The 17,337-nt window shown below is 43.2% G+C and carries 16 protein-coding genes; 4 read left to right on the forward strand and 12 right to left on the reverse strand.

The features are described 5' to 3' along the window. Window positions 1-50 precede the first annotated feature (50 nt). Both aat and AC0KVP_RS13265 read left to right on the forward strand, forming a co-directional pair. Window positions 51-782, forward strand: coding sequence for a leucyl/phenylalanyl-tRNA--protein transferase (gene aat, locus AC0KVP_RS13260; protein WP_234965346.1), 732 nt, complete (start codon window positions 51-53; stop codon window positions 780-782). Between the two features lie 21 nt (window positions 783-803). Next, complete coding sequence (locus AC0KVP_RS13265; RefSeq protein WP_087528314.1) at window positions 804-1,619, forward strand: arginyltransferase; 816 nt, start codon at window positions 804-806, stop codon at window positions 1,617-1,619. A 29-nt stretch (window positions 1,620-1,648) separates the two neighbouring features. Here the strand turns inward: AC0KVP_RS13265 and rimI are convergent, their stop codons facing one another. The 7 genes from rimI to AC0KVP_RS13300 form a co-directional block, all read right to left on the reverse strand. Next, complete coding sequence (gene rimI, locus AC0KVP_RS13270; RefSeq protein WP_058869027.1) at window positions 1,649-2,107, reverse strand: ribosomal protein S18-alanine N-acetyltransferase; 459 nt, start codon at window positions 2,105-2,107, stop codon at window positions 1,649-1,651. 104 nt (window positions 2,108-2,211) lie between these two features. Beyond that, window positions 2,212-3,093 (reverse strand): metal-dependent hydrolase, encoded by an 882-nt coding sequence (locus AC0KVP_RS13275; RefSeq protein WP_130235181.1) that lies wholly within the window; start codon window positions 3,091-3,093, stop codon window positions 2,212-2,214. A 293-nt stretch (window positions 3,094-3,386) separates the two neighbouring features. Then, complete coding sequence (gene tuf, locus AC0KVP_RS13280) at window positions 3,387-4,577, reverse strand: elongation factor Tu (RefSeq protein ID WP_010325730.1); 1,191 nt, start codon at window positions 4,575-4,577, stop codon at window positions 3,387-3,389. 93 nt (window positions 4,578-4,670) lie between these two features. Continuing rightward, on the reverse strand, window positions 4,671-6,806 hold the full coding sequence (gene fusA / locus AC0KVP_RS13285; RefSeq protein WP_010326001.1) for an elongation factor G: 2,136 nt from the start codon (window positions 6,804-6,806) through the stop codon (window positions 4,671-4,673). Window positions 6,807-6,936: 130 nt separating this feature from the next. Continuing rightward, complete coding sequence (gene rpsG, locus AC0KVP_RS13290; RefSeq protein WP_004694929.1) at window positions 6,937-7,407, reverse strand: 30S ribosomal protein S7; 471 nt, start codon at window positions 7,405-7,407, stop codon at window positions 6,937-6,939. A gap of 177 nt (window positions 7,408-7,584) precedes the next feature. Continuing rightward, entirely contained in the window at window positions 7,585-7,959 is a 375-nt protein-coding gene (rpsL, locus tag AC0KVP_RS13295) for a 30S ribosomal protein S12 (RefSeq protein WP_002050319.1), read from the reverse strand. A 154-nt stretch (window positions 7,960-8,113) separates the two neighbouring features. Continuing rightward, entirely contained in the window at window positions 8,114-9,571 is a 1,458-nt protein-coding gene (locus AC0KVP_RS13300; protein ID WP_473337252.1) for an EcsC family protein, read from the reverse strand. Window positions 9,572-9,849: 278 nt separating this feature from the next. Between AC0KVP_RS13300 and AC0KVP_RS13305 the strand changes: the two genes are divergently transcribed. Next, the gene (locus tag AC0KVP_RS13305; protein WP_004694933.1) at window positions 9,850-11,079 is read left to right on the forward strand and encodes a beta-ketoacyl synthase N-terminal-like domain-containing protein; all 1,230 of its coding nucleotides are present in this window, start codon (window positions 9,850-9,852) and stop codon (window positions 11,077-11,079) included. A 23-nt stretch (window positions 11,080-11,102) separates the two neighbouring features. Further along, window positions 11,103-11,555, forward strand: a complete 453-nt coding sequence (locus AC0KVP_RS13310; RefSeq protein ID WP_005011820.1) for a CopD family protein — start codon at window positions 11,103-11,105, stop codon at window positions 11,553-11,555. An 81-nt stretch (window positions 11,556-11,636) separates the two neighbouring features. On the opposite strand, the gene AC0KVP_RS13315 is transcribed toward AC0KVP_RS13310, so the two are convergent. From AC0KVP_RS13315 to AC0KVP_RS13335, 5 genes are all read right to left on the reverse strand, one after another. Beyond that, a complete protein-coding gene (locus tag AC0KVP_RS13315) occupies window positions 11,637-12,743 on the reverse strand; it encodes an acyltransferase family protein (protein ID WP_473337253.1) in 1,107 nt (368 codons plus the stop codon). A 183-nt stretch (window positions 12,744-12,926) separates the two neighbouring features. Continuing rightward, window positions 12,927-14,369, reverse strand: coding sequence for an amino acid permease (locus AC0KVP_RS13320; RefSeq protein WP_004984251.1), 1,443 nt, complete (start codon window positions 14,367-14,369; stop codon window positions 12,927-12,929). A gap of 143 nt (window positions 14,370-14,512) precedes the next feature. Continuing rightward, on the reverse strand, window positions 14,513-14,872 hold the full coding sequence (locus tag AC0KVP_RS13325; protein WP_004694941.1) for a RidA family protein: 360 nt from the start codon (window positions 14,870-14,872) through the stop codon (window positions 14,513-14,515). Window positions 14,873-14,909: 37 nt separating this feature from the next. Continuing rightward, a complete protein-coding gene (gene alr, locus AC0KVP_RS13330) occupies window positions 14,910-16,007 on the reverse strand; it encodes an alanine racemase (RefSeq protein ID WP_473337256.1) in 1,098 nt (365 codons plus the stop codon). 36 nt (window positions 16,008-16,043) lie between these two features. Continuing rightward, the gene (locus AC0KVP_RS13335; protein ID WP_004694945.1) at window positions 16,044-17,303 is read right to left on the reverse strand and encodes a D-amino acid dehydrogenase; all 1,260 of its coding nucleotides are present in this window, start codon (window positions 17,301-17,303) and stop codon (window positions 16,044-16,046) included. Window positions 17,304-17,337 lie beyond the last annotated feature (34 nt).

Raw genomic sequence — 17,337 nt, forward strand, 5'->3', positions numbered from 1 at the left:
TTTTTTATGTATGATCTTAAAGTCATTTTTTATCATGTATACACACCACTATGCAGCAGTTACCGCCTTCTGAGTATATCTTTCCCGATCCGCTTGAAGTTGACCCCGAGGGTGAAGGCTTAATTTGTATCGGTGCAGACCTCTCCCCTTCTACCCTGTTTGAAGCCTACACCCATGGTTTATTTCCATGGTTCTCAACAGGTGAGCCCATTTGCTGGTGGTGCCCCGAGCCACGTTGCATCATACGTCCGCAGGATTATCAGCCCAGTAAAACCCTCATTCGGAGTATGAAAAAGCAGGATTATCGCATCACCATCAATCAGGCTTTTGAACGGGTGATCCGTGCCTGCTCACTGCCACGCAGCTATGCTGATGACACGTGGATCAGTGATGATATTATTGATGGCTACTGCGCAATGTTTGATGCTGGTTATGGCTATAGCGTTGAAGTTTGGGATCAAACACGCTTGGTTGGTGGACTATACGGCATCAGCATTGGACACGGCTGTTTTGGGGAGTCCATGTTCAGTACCGAAACGGATGTCTCAAAAATGGCATTTTATACACTGATGTTGATTGGACGTGAAAATAAGCTGCCTTGGATCGACTGCCAATTGGTCAATGATCATCTTTTAAGCCTTGGCGCTTGTACACTTTCTCGGCAAACCTACTTAAAATCGTTACAAGATGTTGTAAATCAACCCGCTATCGATTGGAAAATGTATCAGGAGGGTGTATTTTCAAGTAAAACAATAGCGCAAAATGCGCGACTGACTGAATAAAGAATAATAGAGGGATTTATCATGAATTCGTATCACCCGAAGTCCCTACTGAATGATTTACAGTATTACATCACGCCACCGCATGACTGTAGCTATCTAGAAAAAAAGTCAGCTCGGATGGTATTTCTCGATCCAACACATCGTATTGATGTCGTCACGCTGTCTGAACTTTCTCGGGTGGGTTTTCGCCGGAGTGGTGATTTTGTCTACCGCCCAGAGTGTCATCTGTGTCGACAGTGCCTATCTAGCCGCGTACCAGTGCGCGAATTTAAAATGAACAGCAGTCAAAAAAAAGCATGGAAACGCAATCAAGATCTGACTTTAAAAATTACCCGCACTGCGGATGCCACCAAAAAACATTATGACTTATATGAGCGTTATATTTTTAAACGCCATGCCGATGGAGACATGTTCCCACCTAGCCGCGATCAATTTGATAAATTCCTCGTGCATAGCTGTACCGAGAGCTTTTTCTTAGAGCTGTGGAAAGAAGACCAGCTCATCTGTGTTTCGACCTGCGATCCTTTAGATGATGGTTTATCTGCGGTTTATACGTTTTTTGATCCCGATGAAAACAAACGCTCACTAGGGACTTTCGCCATTTTAAAACAAATTGAGCTCGCCAAAGCACGCGCTTTACAGTTTGTGTATTTAGGATACTGGGTGCCGCACTCAGAAAAAATGAACTACAAATCGCAGTATTTACCGCTAGAATTGTTGATTGATGGTCAGTGGCGCAGACTCAATCATAGCCTGAGTAGCGAGGAAGTACAGCAACTGGGAAACTCCTTAATGACCACCCTACCTTCGGGGTGGAATAACGCCATTATTAAATAATGACGTTATACAGAAGCTCGACTTTTCTCTTATTTAAATAACTCGGAAAAATCATCACTACACGATTTCACCATAATAATGGCATGCTCACGGCCACCATCTGGTTTAGGATAATAATTTTTACGCAAATCAATTTGATGAAAGCCGGACTTCTCATACAAGGCAATCGCTGCTTGATTGCTCTCACGGACTTCTAAGAACACTTGTATCGGGTTGTTTTTGAGTTGTGCCAGTGACGCATCTAACAGCTGATACCCCAACCCTTTGCCTTGCTGGCTTGGATGAATGGCCATCAACAATAAATTAGCTTCATCAAGAACGGGTTGGAGGATACAAAAGCCTACGACCTGCCCTGCCTGTTCAATCACGGTACTGTGATAAGACTGCATGGACTCTTGGAACTGTTGTAGGCTCCAAGGATGGGTTTGAACTAAATTTTCAATCTGCGCAACTTGGCTTAAGTCCGCAGCTTGCATTAAACGAATCATCTTCGTTTATCTTTCTAAAATGTGGAGGTCACAGTATAAAAAATTTGTGCTAAAAACCGAACAAAAAAAAGAGCGATTTACATCGCTCAAAGAGCCAAAACTGCTTAAAACCCTAATTTTAGCTTCCACTTCTCAAGTAAAGCGTCGGTGTCGTGATGATTAGGATGAAAACCTGGTTTAAAGTACATGATCATTTCACGTGCCATCCCTGTAATAATCCCTTTCGATGGACTATATGCATAGGTATAAATATCCTTCAACGCCGCCCTGTTCAGTTGTTTATCTTGCTTTAATAACCGAAACACAAAATACGACTGCACGCAGAATAAAATGGCCATGGCTGCAACCAGTGATCCCGTTCTCAGTAAATAGGATTTGACTCCCTTTCCAAAAACACCTTCAAACACATCATAAGCCACAGCTTTGTGCTCATTTTCTTCAATGGCATGCCATAACCACATGGTTTTCATGGTTTCATCGCTCATCAGCTCTTGAATGTGGTTATTGACCAACAACTGAGAGGCAATAGTTGCAGTAAAATGTTCCAACGCGGTGGTTGCTGTTAAATCCACCATCTCTTGTGTAATACCCACAGGCTTGCCTAGAAAAGCAAATACTTTACGCGTGGTTTGAATTGCACGATCCGTATAGTGATCAAGTGTTGCAACATCGTGCCCATACTTTTGCGCAGACGCATTAAAACCTTCATGTTCTTGCGTATGCATCGCTTCTTGACCAATAAAGGCTGAAATTTCTTTTTGTAATTCGGCATTATCCTTGATCGAGGGATGCTGTCTAACCGCACGAACACTATCGATAAAAAACATTTCACCTGCTGGAAAGAGTGCTGACAGCGCGGTCATAAAATGGGTCAATCCAGCTGAACCATTCATCCAATATTCAGGTACGCTTTCAAACTCAAAGTTCATCCGACGTACAGGGAAACTCGCGCCCGCACGGTTGGTGATTTTTACCTTTGCATTCATCTTTCTGCTCCTATGAATATCCTGAAGACATCCACTACTTATAGTTGTTTTCGTCTTTTTATCTTACGTGATTGGGCTCCGCCCATAAGTGCAGTTAGGGTCAGCAAAATATCAGTTTAGGACAGTTTTGAAGGTGGATTGTTAGACAATTTAGTGTGCATAAAGTTCTACGCTATTTTTCAGAATGGATGCTAAAGCATGCTGTATCTTGCCTTAGAATCATCACTTGCGCAGTAAAATGAATAGATAAAAAAAGCGCCCCAAAGGAGCGCTTTTTTTACACAATCAGATGATTATGCAGTTACTTTAGCAACTACACCAGCACCAACTGTACGACCACCTTCACGGATCGCAAAACGTAGACCTGGGTCCATTGCGATTGGGTGGATTAATTCTACTGACATTTCTACGTTGTCACCAGGCATAACCATTTCAACGCCATCTTGTAATTTGATCGCGCCAGTTACGTCAGTTGTACGGAAGTAGAACTGTGGACGGTAACCGTTAAGGAATGGAGTGTGACGACCACCTTCTTCTTTAGAAAGTACGTATACTTCTGCATCGAATTTAGTGTGCGGCTTGATTGCACCTGGTTTAGCAAGTACTTGACCACGTTGTACGTCTTCACGCTTAGTACCACGTAGAAGAACACCACAGTTCTCGCCCGCACGGCCTTCGTCTAGAAGTTTACGGAACATTTCTACGCCAGTTACAGTTGTTTTAACTGTATCTTTGATACCAACGATTTCAACTTCTTCGCCTACTTTCACGATACCAGTTTCTACACGGCCAGTTACTACTGTACCACGACCAGAAATAGAGAATACGTCTTCGATTGGCATTAAGAATGCTTGGTCGATTGCACGTACTGGCTCTGGAATGTAAGTGTCAAGTGCGTCAACAAGCGCAACAACTGCTTCTTCGCCATACTGACCAGCGTCACCGTTAAGTGCAAGAAGAGCTGAACCACGGATAACTGGAGTGTCATCACCTGGGAAGTCATAAGTAGAAAGAAGTTCACGAACTTCCATTTCTACTAATTCAAGAAGTTCTTCATCATCAACAAGGTCACACTTGTTAAGGAATACAAGAATGTAAGGTACACCAACCTGACGAGAAAGAAGGATGTGTTCACGAGTCTGTGGCATTGGACCATCAGTCGCAGCACATACAAGGATCGCGCCGTCCATCTGAGCAGCACCAGTAATCATGTTTTTAACATAATCGGCGTGGCCCGGGCAGTCTACGTGTGCGTAGTGACGAGTTGGAGAATCGTATTCTACGTGTGAAGTATTAATTGTAATACCACGTGCTTTTTCTTCTGGTGCAGAGTCAATTGCAGCGTAGTCTTTCGCTTCGCCACCGAATTTCTTCGCACATACAGTTGCAATTGCAGCTGTTAAAGTTGTTTTACCATGGTCAACGTGACCGATTGTGCCCACGTTAACGTGTGGCTTATTACGTTCAAACTTAGCCTTAGCCATGAGATCTTCCTTTTTAAACTACTCATGCAGGATCACTGCATGAGCACTTGGTTTTTAACTATGAATTAGTTTGGGCTTATAGTAATCGAAAGATTACTCGTCGTCACCTTTTTTACCGCCAGACTGGAATTTAGAAATGATGCCTTCAGCCACGTTACGTGGAGTTTCAGCATATTTAGCAAATTCCATAGAGTATGTTGCACGGCCTTGAGACATAGAACGCATTTGAGTCGCGTAACCAAACATCTCTGCAAGTGGAACTTCAGCTTTAATTGCTTTAGTACCGCCAGGCAAGTCATCCATACCTTGAACCATACCACGACGACGGTTTAAGTCACCCATGATATCGCCCATGTAGTCTTCTGGAGTTTCTACTTCAACTTTCATGATCGGTTCAAGCAAGATAGGATCTGCTTTCATGAAACCGTCACGGAATGCGTAAGAACCTGCCATCTTGAACGATAATTCGTCCGAATCGACATCGTGGTAAGAACCGTCAAACAATGTAGCTTTAATGCCAACAACTGGGTAACCAGCAAGGACACCATTCTTCATACGCTCTTGGATACCTTTATCCACAGCACCGAAGAATTCTTTAGGAACTACACCACCAACAACTTCTTCAGCGAACTCGTAGTCTTTACCAGCATCAGCATCCATTGGCTCTAAACGTACGTATACGTGACCAAATTTACCTTTACCACCAGTTTGACGAACGAATTTACCTTCTTGTTCAACTGACTTTTTGATCGTTTCACGGTAAGAAACCATTGGTTTACCAATGTTTGCTTCAACACCGAATTCACGCTTCATACGGTCAACAATAATGTCAAGGTGAAGTTCACCCATACCAGCGATGATTGTTTGACCTGACTCTTCATCAGTACGAACGCGGAATGATGGATCTTCCTTAGCCAAACGACCTAAAGCAATTGACATTTTTTCTTGGTCAGCTTTAGTTTTTGGTTCAACAGCCAATGCAATTACTGGCTCTGGGAATTCCATACGCTCAAGTGTGATGACATTTTTCTCATCACAAAGTGTATCACCTGTAGTTACGTCTTTAAGACCTACACACGCAGCGATATCACCCGCACGAATTTCTTCAACGTCTTGACGATCGTTCGCGTGCATTTGCACGATACGGCCGATACGTTCACGTTTAGATTTAACTGGGTTATAAACAGAATCACCTTGTTTAAGAACACCAGAGTAAACACGTACGAAAGTTAAGTTACCTACGAATTTGTCGTTCATGATTTTGAACGCAAGTGCAGAGAACGGAGCTTCGTCAGATGCTTCACGAATCGCTTTAGTTTCAGCTTTATCGTCAAGAACACCTTCAATCGCTTTAACTTCTGTAGGCGACGGTAAGAATTCAATTACTGCGTCCAACATACGTTGAACACCTTTGTTTTTGAATGCTGTACCACAAAGCATTGGTTGAATTTGACAAGCCAAAGTTTGAACACGTAGACCATTAACGATATCTTCTTTAGAAAGATCGCCTTCTTCTAGGTATTTGTCCATTAGCTCTTCAGAAGCTTCAGCAGCAGCTTCAACCATGTTTACACGCCATTCTTCAGCAGTAGCTTGAAGTTCAGCCGGGATTTCACCGTATTCAAACTTCATACCTTGTGAAGCTTCGTCCCAAATGATCGCTTTCATTTCGATCAAGTCGATTACGCCTTGGAAGTTTTCTTCAGCGCCAACAGGGATTACTACAGGTACTGGAGATGCACCTAAACGTGTCTTCATTTGCTCAACAACACGGAAGAAGTTGGCACCAGTACGGTCCATCTTGTTCACGAATGCTAAACGAGGCACTTGGTATTTGTTCGCTTGACGCCATACAGTTTCAGACTGAGGTTGTACACCACCTACAGCACAGTAAACCATACACGCACCATCAAGAACACGCATAGAACGTTCAACTTCAATTGTGAAGTCAACGTGTCCCGGTGTATCAATTACGTTGATACGGTGTTCAGGGAACTGTTTAGACATACCTGACCAGAATGTAGTCGTAGCAGCAGAAGTAATGGTAATACCACGTTCTTGCTCTTGCTCCATCCAGTCCATTGTTGCTGCACCATCGTGTACTTCACCAATTTTGTGAGATACACCTGTGTAGAACAAAATACGTTCTGTAGTTGTGGTTTTACCCGCATCAATGTGCGCAGAAATACCAATGTTACGATAACGAGAAATTGGGGTTTGACGAGCCATGATTTCTTGCATTCCTAAATTTTGTTGTTTAAAACAGGCGCTTTAAGCTGACGAACAGCTTAAAGCGATTCGATGACAGTTTGGCGTAAACCAAGCTATCACCCTCCTGAATAGGGGCTGTTTTAGTCGCTTAGAAGCGGTAGTGAGAGAATGCTTTGTTGGCTTCAGCCATACGATGCACGTCATCACGTTTTTTAACCGCTGCGCCTTTACCTTCAGCTGCATCAAGCAACTCACCAGCAAGACGTAAAGCCATAGTTTTTTCAGAACGCTTAGCAGCAGCATCTACTAACCAACGCATAGCTAGAGCAGTACGACGGGATGGGCGTACTTCCATAGGTACTTGATAAGTAGCACCACCAACACGGCGTGCTTTTACTTCAACCATAGGACGAACTTTTTCAAGAGTAGTCTCGAAAAATTCAACTGGGTCTACTTTGTTTTTTTCTTGAACGCGGTCTAAAGCACCGTAAACGATACTTTCAGCAATAGATTTTTTACCATCTTGCATTACGTGGTTCATGAATTTAGCGATTGTTTGGCTGCTGAACTTAGGATCCGGAAGGATTTCACGAGCAGCAACTACGCGACGTCTTGGCATTTTAAACTACCTATATATATGACACTTCAGGTTAATCCAGCCGTAGCACAAAGTGTCATGTGCTTTCGCTGGCCTTACTACACGTCGCTTGAATTTCACAAAATTAATGCAGAAATCAGACAAGCGAGACGATAAAGGATTGCAGTTCTAGCGAACTAAGAGGTTAATCTCGAAAGATTATTTCTTAGGACGTTTAGTACCGTATTTAGAACGAGACTGGTTACGATCTTTCACACCAGCACAGTCTAAAGAACCACGAACGGTATGGTAACGTACACCTGGTAAGTCTTTAACACGACCACCACGGATAAGAACAACACTGTGCTCTTGTAGGTTGTGGCCTTCACCACCGATGTAGCTAGAAACTTCAAAGCCAGAAGTTAAACGCACACGGCAAACTTTACGCATTGCTGAGTTAGGTTTTTTAGGTGTAGTTGTGTAAACACGTGTACAAACACCACGACGTTGTGGACAAGCCTTCAACGCAGGAACTTTAGATTTTTCAACTAAAGTCGTACGACCCTTACGGATCAACTGATTTGTTGTTGCCATTTGGCAATTCTCCCGTTAATAAAAAACCCAAAAAAAGACGACTTTTTGAGGGCATGCAATTGTAAGCTAAGACGTAAAAATGGTCAACATTTCAAACTACATGTAATGTTGACCAAATCAGGGCTTTTACAAATTTCTATCTATTTTAAATGGTTTATTTTTTACTTGAAGCATTTCGTCTTTTTGTAACCTTTTTTTCCGTCGGCTCTACCGCAGGTTTTGCTGTGACTTTTGAAGCCGTATTAGGTTCATTTGGTGCTAAAAACTCATTATTGTTCTGTGTGGTCTCTTCAACCTCATCCATTGGATATAAATCTGCAAGATCTTCTTCTATTTGTAGGGCTGGTTGCTGCGGTGCGACAGCATCATGAGGTTCAACCATTTGATCTGCGAGCTGTTCCAGCCCTTGTTGAACACGCTCTTCGGTTGCGACAGGCTCTGTGACTTTGTCGGACTTTTTCTGAACTTTTACCTTAGCAATACTTTGATGACCATTTAACTCCACTTCAGCTCCAAGTTTCAAATCTGGGCTATCTGTGTCTGATGTACTGCGCTGTGACAGCAGTCGTGGCGAGGCTTTCACCAAAAGCTCAAGTGAGCGTTCATATGCAGTTAAAGCACTCAGGCTGGTATCTTTTTGTTGAATGATATATTGACGGGCTTGTGAAAAAACCAGTTGTGCTTTTTGGTGTACATCATCAACAAGGCGCCAACTATAGGCTGCACTCACCCCTGCACTGGCAATTGGTGTGAGTTTTGCTAGCTTATTCAGTAGCGAGAGGTTGGCAATCGACTGTCCCCATTTCAGCTGACCATCGGCATTGGTCAACCATTTCTTTAAGGCTTCAATATCATTGCTTGAACCTAAAAGCTGTTGTAACTGAGAGACATCATGGGTTTGCAAGGTACTTGAAATGGCTTTTATCGCCATCAACAAAGTTTGTTTTTCCGCAATCAGCCCAAGATCAATCTGTTTAAAAATAAACTGGACGATGTCTTGATCGGATTCTTTACTTAAGTCAAAACCATAAGAACGCCCCACCTGATAAATCATACGTAACGACATTACCAAGGAAGCGGGTACATCTACGGTTGAGCCCACAAAGCCCGTTGCTCCAGTCAGTGCACCTTGCAAGATAGCAATAATTTTATTTTGTTCGGACAATGCCTGACTAATCCGTTTTGAACGGTCGACATCTTGGGTCAGCATTTCTAAATCACGCACGCCTGCTTCATCTAAAACGGCATCGACCGAGCTCATACTCGAGCTAAATTGATTGAGCTGGCTAAAAAAATAATCTGCGGCTTTATCGGAAAGTTGTGGCGACACAAAATGTGCCACTCGATTTGCGTTGACATAATGACGTCCTAATAAATGACGTGATACTGTCGGCAGATGGTCTCTTAAGACTTGCTGCGGGTGTTCATAACGCTTATTTTTCGATTTTGTTCTTGTACTCGCACTATCACCAGTTGTAGCATTGGTCAGTGCTGAGGCCGTATCTGGGCTCACTTGGTTTAATATGTTTAAACCTGTATGGCTGAGCTTTTTAGCCACTCCGAAGGCATTTGAAAAGAAACCACTGCGCTGTTTATTGTTTGAATCCGCCATTCCGTACCCCGTACTTTATAATCTTTCATTTCTAGCTAAATACTAGGTGTAGTACGCATTTATCTCAATAAGAATATGTGTCTTTTAGTAAAGTTGAAATGCCCTGCTCCTGATTTTAAGACAAGTCAAATTGGCATAGGATTTGCCATAAGAATTAAAAATTCTTTCTGCTATTATGATCTGCATTGAAAACATAAGAGTTGCAATTGGCTTAGAAATAAATTGTTGATTCATCTTTAAGCGTAACTCTGCAAAACCACCATATAAGGGATCTTTAAATGAAACGTGTAGTAATCACTGGCATGGGTATCAACTCATGTATCGGTAATACTTTGGAAGAAGTTACTCATGCATTACAAAACGGGATTTCTGGGACACGTTTTAACCCAACCTATGCTGAACTCAATTTTAAAAGCCATATCAGCGCTGCTGCTGAACAAGACTTTGATGGCATCGACCGTAAGCTAAAACGCTTTATGGGTGTTTGTGCCATGTATGCATACAATGCTGCGGTTGCTGCGGTTGAAAATGCAGGCTTAACAGCAGAGCAAATTGGTGGCAACCCACGCTATGGTATCGCGGGCGGTTCAGGTGGTGGTTCAACTGCGTCTGTAGTTGAAATGAAAGAATTGTTAGACACCAAAGGCGCACGTAAAGTTGGTCCGTTCTTCGTACCACGTAATATGTCGAACACAATTACAGCAAACGTTGGCGTTGCTTTTAAAATGCAAGGTGTTGCACACACCATTACTAGCGCATGCGCAACGTCTGCTGATGCCATTGGTTATGCCTATAACCTGATTCAATTGGGCAAGCAAGACTTAATGCTTGCAGGCGGTGGTGAAGAAGATCACTGGTCTCAAAGCTTGTTGTTTGATGCGATGGGTGCACTGTGCTCAAAATACAATGACACACCAGAAACAGCGTCTCGTCCTTACTCTGCTGACCGTGACGGTTTCGTAATTGCTGGCGGTGGCGGTTTTGTAGTGCTTGAGTCTTTAGAACATGCGCAAGCACGTGGTGCCAACATTTTGGCTGAAGTTGTAGGCTATGCTGCAAACTCTGACGGTGCAGACATGGTTGCGCCATCGGGTGAAGGTGCAACACGTTGTGTACTAATGGCACTTGAAGAAGCAAAACAACACGGCGTAGACAAAATTGACTATGTGAATACGCATGGTACGTCAACGCCCGCTGGTGACATCACTGAATTAAAAGCAATGGAACGTGCGTTTGGCGAAGGTCAAGTTCCTCCACTGAGCTCAACCAAGTCAATGACAGGTCATAGCTTGGGTGCTGCTGGCGTACAAGAAGCGATCTACTCAGTCCTAATGATGCAAAATGACTTTATTGCACCAAACATCAACGTGACTGAACTGGATGAAGGCGCAAAACCATTTGATATCGTGCTTGAAAAACGTGACGCAAAATTGAATACTGTGATGAGTAACAGTTTCGGTTTTGGCGGCGTAAATGCATGTCTCATTTTCAAAAAGTGGGAAGGCTAAGCCGCCCATTTTAGGGTGACTTGATGGATGCTCCTTCTGATGCTTTCTTGTGGGTAAAAGCATTACATATTATTGCCGTGGTGTGTTGGTTCGCTGCATTGTTCTACTTACCACGGCTCTATGTTTACCATGCCATGAGTGATGATGCCGTCAGTCATCAACGTTTTGAGGTCATGGAACGCAAGTTGTACCGTGGCATTATGTGGCCGTCGATGATTGCAACTCTGATCACGGCACACTTCTTGGTCGATTGGGGTGATGCAACGCGCCACTACCATGAAGCCCTGTGGTTCTACCTCAAAGTTGGTTTGGTTGGACTGTTAGTGATTTATCACTTTGTCTGCGGTTATTACCGTAAGAAATTGATTGGTCATGCGCACTACAAGTCACACAAATTTTGGCGCTTCTTTAATGAAATGCCGACCCTCATTTTATTTGCTGTGGTGATTTTAGTCGTGGTTAAACCGACATTTTAAAATCCCGCACTTAAAAAGCCCCGATTGATTCGGGGTTTTTTAATGTCTGTACAAAATCAACAACACAGTTCAAGATCAGTATTACGAACGTATCCAAGACTGACGAATTTTTAAATTGAGTGGGGTCGAATAATATTTCTCAATCACCCAACTCAAAATAAACACTGCGATAAAATAAACAGGCAACAACATCAACTTTTCAGCCGCTAAAGTGTCTTTTGGGAAATACACCACTTTCATTAAGCCGAGAATAATCAAATGAAACAGATACATTTCATAGCTACGCTGTCCAATCCAGACCAAACTGCGGGCCGTGGATGAGGTAGGTTTAACTTTCGGGTCTTGGGTAAAACACAATATGAGTAACGCCGTAAGTAAAGCAAATACGCTGATGCCCCAAGTACTCACCTCTTTGATGGGTGCATAAAAATATAAAGCGGTCATCAGCAACGCTGTTACTGCAACAATAATTTTTTGATTGTAAATGGCACCTTTAAAATGTTGCGCATACATTGCGGTGAGGCAGCCAATGGCAATTCCATCGAAACTAGAAGAATAGTGATACAGATAAGCACCACTTTCCTCACCAAAATGGAGGGCACGAAAATATGGTGTATACGCGATGACAGCGAACAGAAAAACAATAAAGCCTTTGCCTCGACCCAGTGCTAAACACAGGACAGGAAATGCTAAATAGAAGACCTCTTCAACCGATAAAGACCATAATACGCCCAAGGCATAGTTCACCCAGCCGTATTCAATAATCAATAGATTCATCCAGAAACTCAAAGCTGAAAGAACAGTCACAGCATAGGACACCTCTACGCCATTGGGCGACTGATTGATAAAGGGTTGCAACCCTAAACTTCCGAGCACACTGACCATCGCAACCAATAACACCAGACACGGTATGATGCGGGCAATACGACGGATATAAAAATCTTTCAGCTTAATCTGCGCCAAAGACCCACTACGCTGTAAGGTATGCTGGGTAATCAAAAAACCTGAAATGACAAAAAACATGGTCACCCCATAGTTGCCATTTCTTGCAATCAAGGTACTTAAGCTCTCACTCCCAATGGGGGTGCCGAGAAAGGTATCGTGTAATTTATAAGGGATATTGAAATGGTGAATCAGCACCAACAGGATGGACACGCCACGCAGAATGTCTATTTTATAATTACGCATAAATCATTATTAAAATTTTAAAGTGCCTCATTAAAAGTGAAATCGCCTGATTTAGAAAGCTTTTATATATAAAATCATACAATGATCTAACACTTAATAAGAACCCATTGATTCAGCTCAAGTAAAAAAGAAAGCCCTACTTATGCAGGGCTTTCTTTCAAATATCCGAATGCAGGATGAATTTTAGTTATCCAATTGCTGCCCTAACAGACGTTTTTTCATACGCGGTTTGTACAGCAGTTGATACGTCACGGCTAAAATAATCACCCATAGTGGACTGATCATGAGTGCACGAAGAGTATCCGCCTCTAAACTCAAAATAATCAACGTAAAGAACAAGAAAATTAAGACCACATAAGACATCCAAACACCACCCGGCATTTTAAAGGTCGATTTTGCATGTAGCTCAGGACGCAATTTACGGTAGCGGATATAGCACACCATAATAATGCTCCAAATACTGATGAACAGAATCACACACAATGAGCTGGCTAATGTAAAGGCTTCAACCGTGTTTGGTACAAAGTACTGTAGCGCCGCACCTGCCATGATAAAAGCACATGAGAAGAATAAGCCTTTTGCTGGTACCGCACGTTTTGATAAACGCGCTAGACTCTGTGGTGCTTGCCCTTCTCTTGCCAAACCAAACAGCATACGTGATGTAGAGAACACGCCACTATTCATTGAAGACATCACTGAAGACAGCACCACCAAGTTCATAATGATGGCTGAAGTCGGGATACCTGCATGTAAAAATAGTGAAACGAACGGACTTTGATCCGCAGGAATTTGATTCCACGGCGTCACCGACATCACCACAAATAATGACAAGACATAGAACAAAATGATACGGGTTGGAATCGCATTCACTGCTTTCGGTAAGTTCTTTTCAGGATCTTTGGTTTCAGCAGCCATGGTTCCAATCAGCTCTACACCGACAAAGGCAAAGAGTGCAATTTGAAAACCTGCTAAAAAGCCACTGCCACCTTGAGGGAACATACCACCATGTGACCAAACATGACTGAAGCTTGCAACTGAACCGCCCGGTGCTTGGAAATGGCTAAACACCATAAAGCCACCAATCACGATCAGCCCTAAAATGGCTAAAATTTTGATTAAAGCAAACCAAAATTCAATTTCACCAAAGAGTTTCACAGTCAGCAAATTTAACCCAAGGACAAACAGCACACAGCCGACACTGATTAAAGCCTGCCCCATGGGAGTAAAGGCCATGTCTGGCGGGAGCCAAAAGCCGAGATAGTTAATAATGGCGGCCAAGTCCGCAATACCGACCAAGACCCAACCGAGCCAATAGGACCAACCGATATAGTAACCCGCACCCGGCCCAATCAGATCATGAGCCATGTCGATAAACGACTTATAGTGCAAATTTGACAATAAAATTTCGCCCAATGCACGCATTAGGAAAAAGAACATGGTCCCGATAATCATATAAATGATCAGAATAGAAGGACCAGCAAGAGAGATGGTTTTGCCCGAACCCATGAACAGGCCCGTACCAATCGCGCCACCAATGGCAATCAATTGCAGGTGGCGGTTGGATAATTTCCGTTGTAATTCATGCGATGATGCATTTGCACCGTCAGCTTGTGGGGTAGTCGTCATAATTTAACATCCTGTTAAAGTCCTTTTTTGCGTATAAACCATGTTCATACAGTGCTCGTTATCCTAACGGGCGGCATTTATACGCTCATCAGCACTTCAGTTGAAACCCAAGCGCTGATATACACGGGGAGAGTTTAAAAAAATTAGTTTTGTGCAGCTGTCACTGCAATTTCGATCAACCAGTTTGGATTAACCAAATCAGCCTGAATCGTGGCACGTGAAGGCGCTACACAACCATTCATCCAATCAATCCAAATCGCATTGACTGTAGAAAAATCAGAGAGATTTTTGATGTAAAGCTGAGCAGATAACAAACGTGATTTATCTGTATTTGCCAAAGCTAAAAGCTCATCAATTGTTGCTAAAATTTCACGGGTCTGACCTGCGACATCATTGTCGGTATTCTTTGGCACTTGCCCTGACAAATACACCACTTGATTAAACACAGTGACTGCACTCATGACTTCGTTGGTGTTGAATTTTTGAATGTCTGAATGTGACATAGGTCTTTCCTTGTATGAAACTGTATAAAAATAAAATTTAATCTTGGATAAAATTGACACGTGCCGTGACAGCACACATCAGCTCATAGCCAATCGTGCCTGAACCTGCTGCGACTTCATCAATGCTGAGTACAGCACCCTGTTTCGATGTACCCCACAGCACCACTTCACTGCCGACTTGGGCATTTGGAAGGTGAGATAAATCGACCGCCAACATATCCATGCTGACACGCCCGACCAAGCTGCTGCGTTGTCCATCGACTAAAATAGGTGTACCTGTTGCGGTAATCCGTTGATAACCATCAGCATAACCACAAGCCACAATACCCACACGCATGTCGCTTTCAGCAATGAACTTTGAGCCATAACCTACGCTATCGCCTGCTTTTAATTGCTGAATGGCAATCAACTCGCTGCGCAAACTCATGGCAGGTTGCAACTCCCAGTCCTGAATCGTATGGCTTGGATAATCTGGAGAACTGCCATAGAGCATGATGCCGCTACGGATCACATCCGACTGCAACTGTTCATGGCGTAAGATGGCTGCACTGTTGCTAACAGAACGTGCACCCGGCAGATCATGGGTAATGGCATCAAATAACTGGCATTGATGTGCAATGCCATCACGTCCGAAACGCTCACCATCGGCATCCGAAAAATGCATCATATGGGTTAAACGTTGAACTTGAGGCAAGCTGGAAAGCTGCTGCCACACTTGACGGTACTGTTCAGGACGGAAACCCAAACGATTCATGCCGCTGTTCATTTTTAAATAAACATCGAACTGTGCCTCTAAAGGAAAACGTGCTAACCATTCAAGTTGATATTCACTATGAATACTGAAGCTTAGACTCAGCTCATGGCAGTCAAATAGATCTTGCTCTGAGAAAATACCTTCGAGTAACAGAACTGGACCTGTCCAGCCCAAAGCACGGATGCGTTTTGCTTCTGCCAAATCGAGCAGCGCAAAACCATCGGCAGATTTGAACGCTTGATAGACGCGCTCAATCCCATGACCATAGGCATTGGCTTTGACCACCGCATAGACTTGGCTATTCGGCATTTTAGTGCGAGCAACATTTAAATTATGCTGCAGTGATTGGCTATGAATCACTGCAGTAATTGGACGTGGCATTTTCTTCTTCCTTGAATCAATATGACCTAAAACGAATTAGGCTGCTGAAGGGTAACGTTGAATCGATAGACCTTCAGTACTGATGTCTGGTTGATGATTCATCACCAAGTCACTAATAAGCTTGCCTGAACCACATGCCATAGTCCAACCCAAGGTGCCGTGTCCTGTATTCAAGAATAAGTTTTTAAAACGAGTCGCACCAATAATTGGTGTAGAGTCTGGTGTCATTGGACGTAAACCCGTCCAGAAACTTGCTTCAGCTAAGTTTCCACCTGGGAATAAGTCTTGAGTCACCATTTCCAAGGTTGCACGGCGGTCTTGGTTTAAACCGTGGTTGAAACCACTCAGTTCAGCCATACCCCCCACACGGATACGTTGGTCAAAACGCGTAATGGCAATTTTATAAGTTTCATCAAGAACCGTCGACTGCGGTGCAAAGGCAGGATCTACAATTGGAATCGTCAGTGAGTAGCCTTTGACAGGGTACACAGGCAAATTCAAATTCAATGGTTTTAAGAAATCACGTGAATAACTACCGAAAGCAAGCACATAACGGTCTGCTGTAAGCACTTGACCATCAACCACCACACCTTTGATTTCATCACCTTCAACCACTAGTTTTTCAACATTTTGGTTAAATTTAAATTCTACGCCCATGTCTTTCGCAAGATTTGCCAAAGCATTGGTAAATAGGTAACAGTCACCTGTTTCATCATTCGGTAAATGTAAACCACCAACCAGTTTGTCTTTGGCATAGGCTAAAGCTGGCTCGACTTTGGCTAAGTCATCTTTTAATAATAATTCGTAGTCGACGCCACATTCTTTTAACACTTGGATGTCACGTTGTACTGCATCAAGCTGTGCTTCATTACGGAAAACCTGCAAAGTTCCTTTCGCGCGGTTTTCATAGTGAATGCCTGTTTCTTTACGCAGTTCACGTAAGCAGTCACGACTGTATTCAGCAACACGCGTCATACGTTCTTTGTTAATGGCATAACTTTGTGGATTGCAGTTTTTCAACATTTGCGCCATCCAGTTCAACTGCCACATGCTACCATCGATGTTAATCGCTAACGGTGCATGGTGTTGGAACATCCACTTTACGGCTTTAAATGGAATACCAGGTGCAGCCCACGGTGTAGAATAACCTGGAGAGATTTGCCCTGCGTTACCAAAGCTAGTTTCTTCAGCAGGACCAGCTTGACGGTCTAAAACCGTAACGCTTGCGCCTTGTTGTGCAAGGTAATACGCACTTGCAACACCGATGACACCACTACCTAAGACAATTACACGCATGACTGATCCCTTACACACACTAGTTTATTTCACT

The sequence above is a fragment of the Acinetobacter sp. DL27 genome, from assembly GCF_055810995.1.

Bases quoted from the DNA above. Each gene is read 5' to 3' on its own strand.
- aat (WP_234965346.1), top strand. From the start codon at position 51: ATGCAGCAGTTACCGCCTTCTGAGTATATCTTTCCCGATCCGCTTGAA.
- AC0KVP_RS13265 (WP_087528314.1), top strand. From the start codon at position 804: ATGAATTCGTATCACCCGAAGTCCCTACTGAATGATTTACAGTATTAC.
- rpsG (WP_004694929.1), bottom strand. From the start codon at position 7,407: ATGCCAAGACGTCGCGTAGTTGCTGCTCGTGAAATCCTTCCGGATCCT.
- AC0KVP_RS13325 (WP_004694941.1), bottom strand. From the start codon at position 14,872: ATGTCACATTCAGACATTCAAAAATTCAACACCAACGAAGTCATGAGT.
- tuf (WP_010325730.1), bottom strand. From the start codon at position 4,577: ATGGCTAAGGCTAAGTTTGAACGTAATAAGCCACACGTTAACGTGGGC.
- alr (WP_473337256.1), bottom strand. From the start codon at position 16,007: ATGCCACGTCCAATTACTGCAGTGATTCATAGCCAATCACTGCAGCAT.
- fusA (WP_010326001.1), bottom strand. From the start codon at position 6,806: ATGGCTCGTCAAACCCCAATTTCTCGTTATCGTAACATTGGTATTTCT.
- AC0KVP_RS13275 (WP_130235181.1), bottom strand. From the start codon at position 3,093: ATGAATGCAAAGGTAAAAATCACCAACCGTGCGGGCGCGAGTTTCCCT.
- rpsL (WP_002050319.1), bottom strand. From the start codon at position 7,959: ATGGCAACAACAAATCAGTTGATCCGTAAGGGTCGTACGACTTTAGTT.
- AC0KVP_RS13310 (WP_005011820.1), top strand. From the start codon at position 11,103: ATGGATGCTCCTTCTGATGCTTTCTTGTGGGTAAAAGCATTACATATT.
- AC0KVP_RS13335 (WP_004694945.1), bottom strand. From the start codon at position 17,303: ATGCGTGTAATTGTCTTAGGTAGTGGTGTCATCGGTGTTGCAAGTGCG.
- AC0KVP_RS13315 (WP_473337253.1), bottom strand. From the start codon at position 12,743: ATGCGTAATTATAAAATAGACATTCTGCGTGGCGTGTCCATCCTGTTG.
- AC0KVP_RS13300 (WP_473337252.1), bottom strand. From the start codon at position 9,571: ATGGCGGATTCAAACAATAAACAGCGCAGTGGTTTCTTTTCAAATGCC.
- rimI (WP_058869027.1), bottom strand. From the start codon at position 2,107: ATGATTCGTTTAATGCAAGCTGCGGACTTAAGCCAAGTTGCGCAGATT.
- AC0KVP_RS13320 (WP_004984251.1), bottom strand. From the start codon at position 14,369: ATGACGACTACCCCACAAGCTGACGGTGCAAATGCATCATCGCATGAA.
- AC0KVP_RS13305 (WP_004694933.1), top strand. From the start codon at position 9,850: ATGAAACGTGTAGTAATCACTGGCATGGGTATCAACTCATGTATCGGT.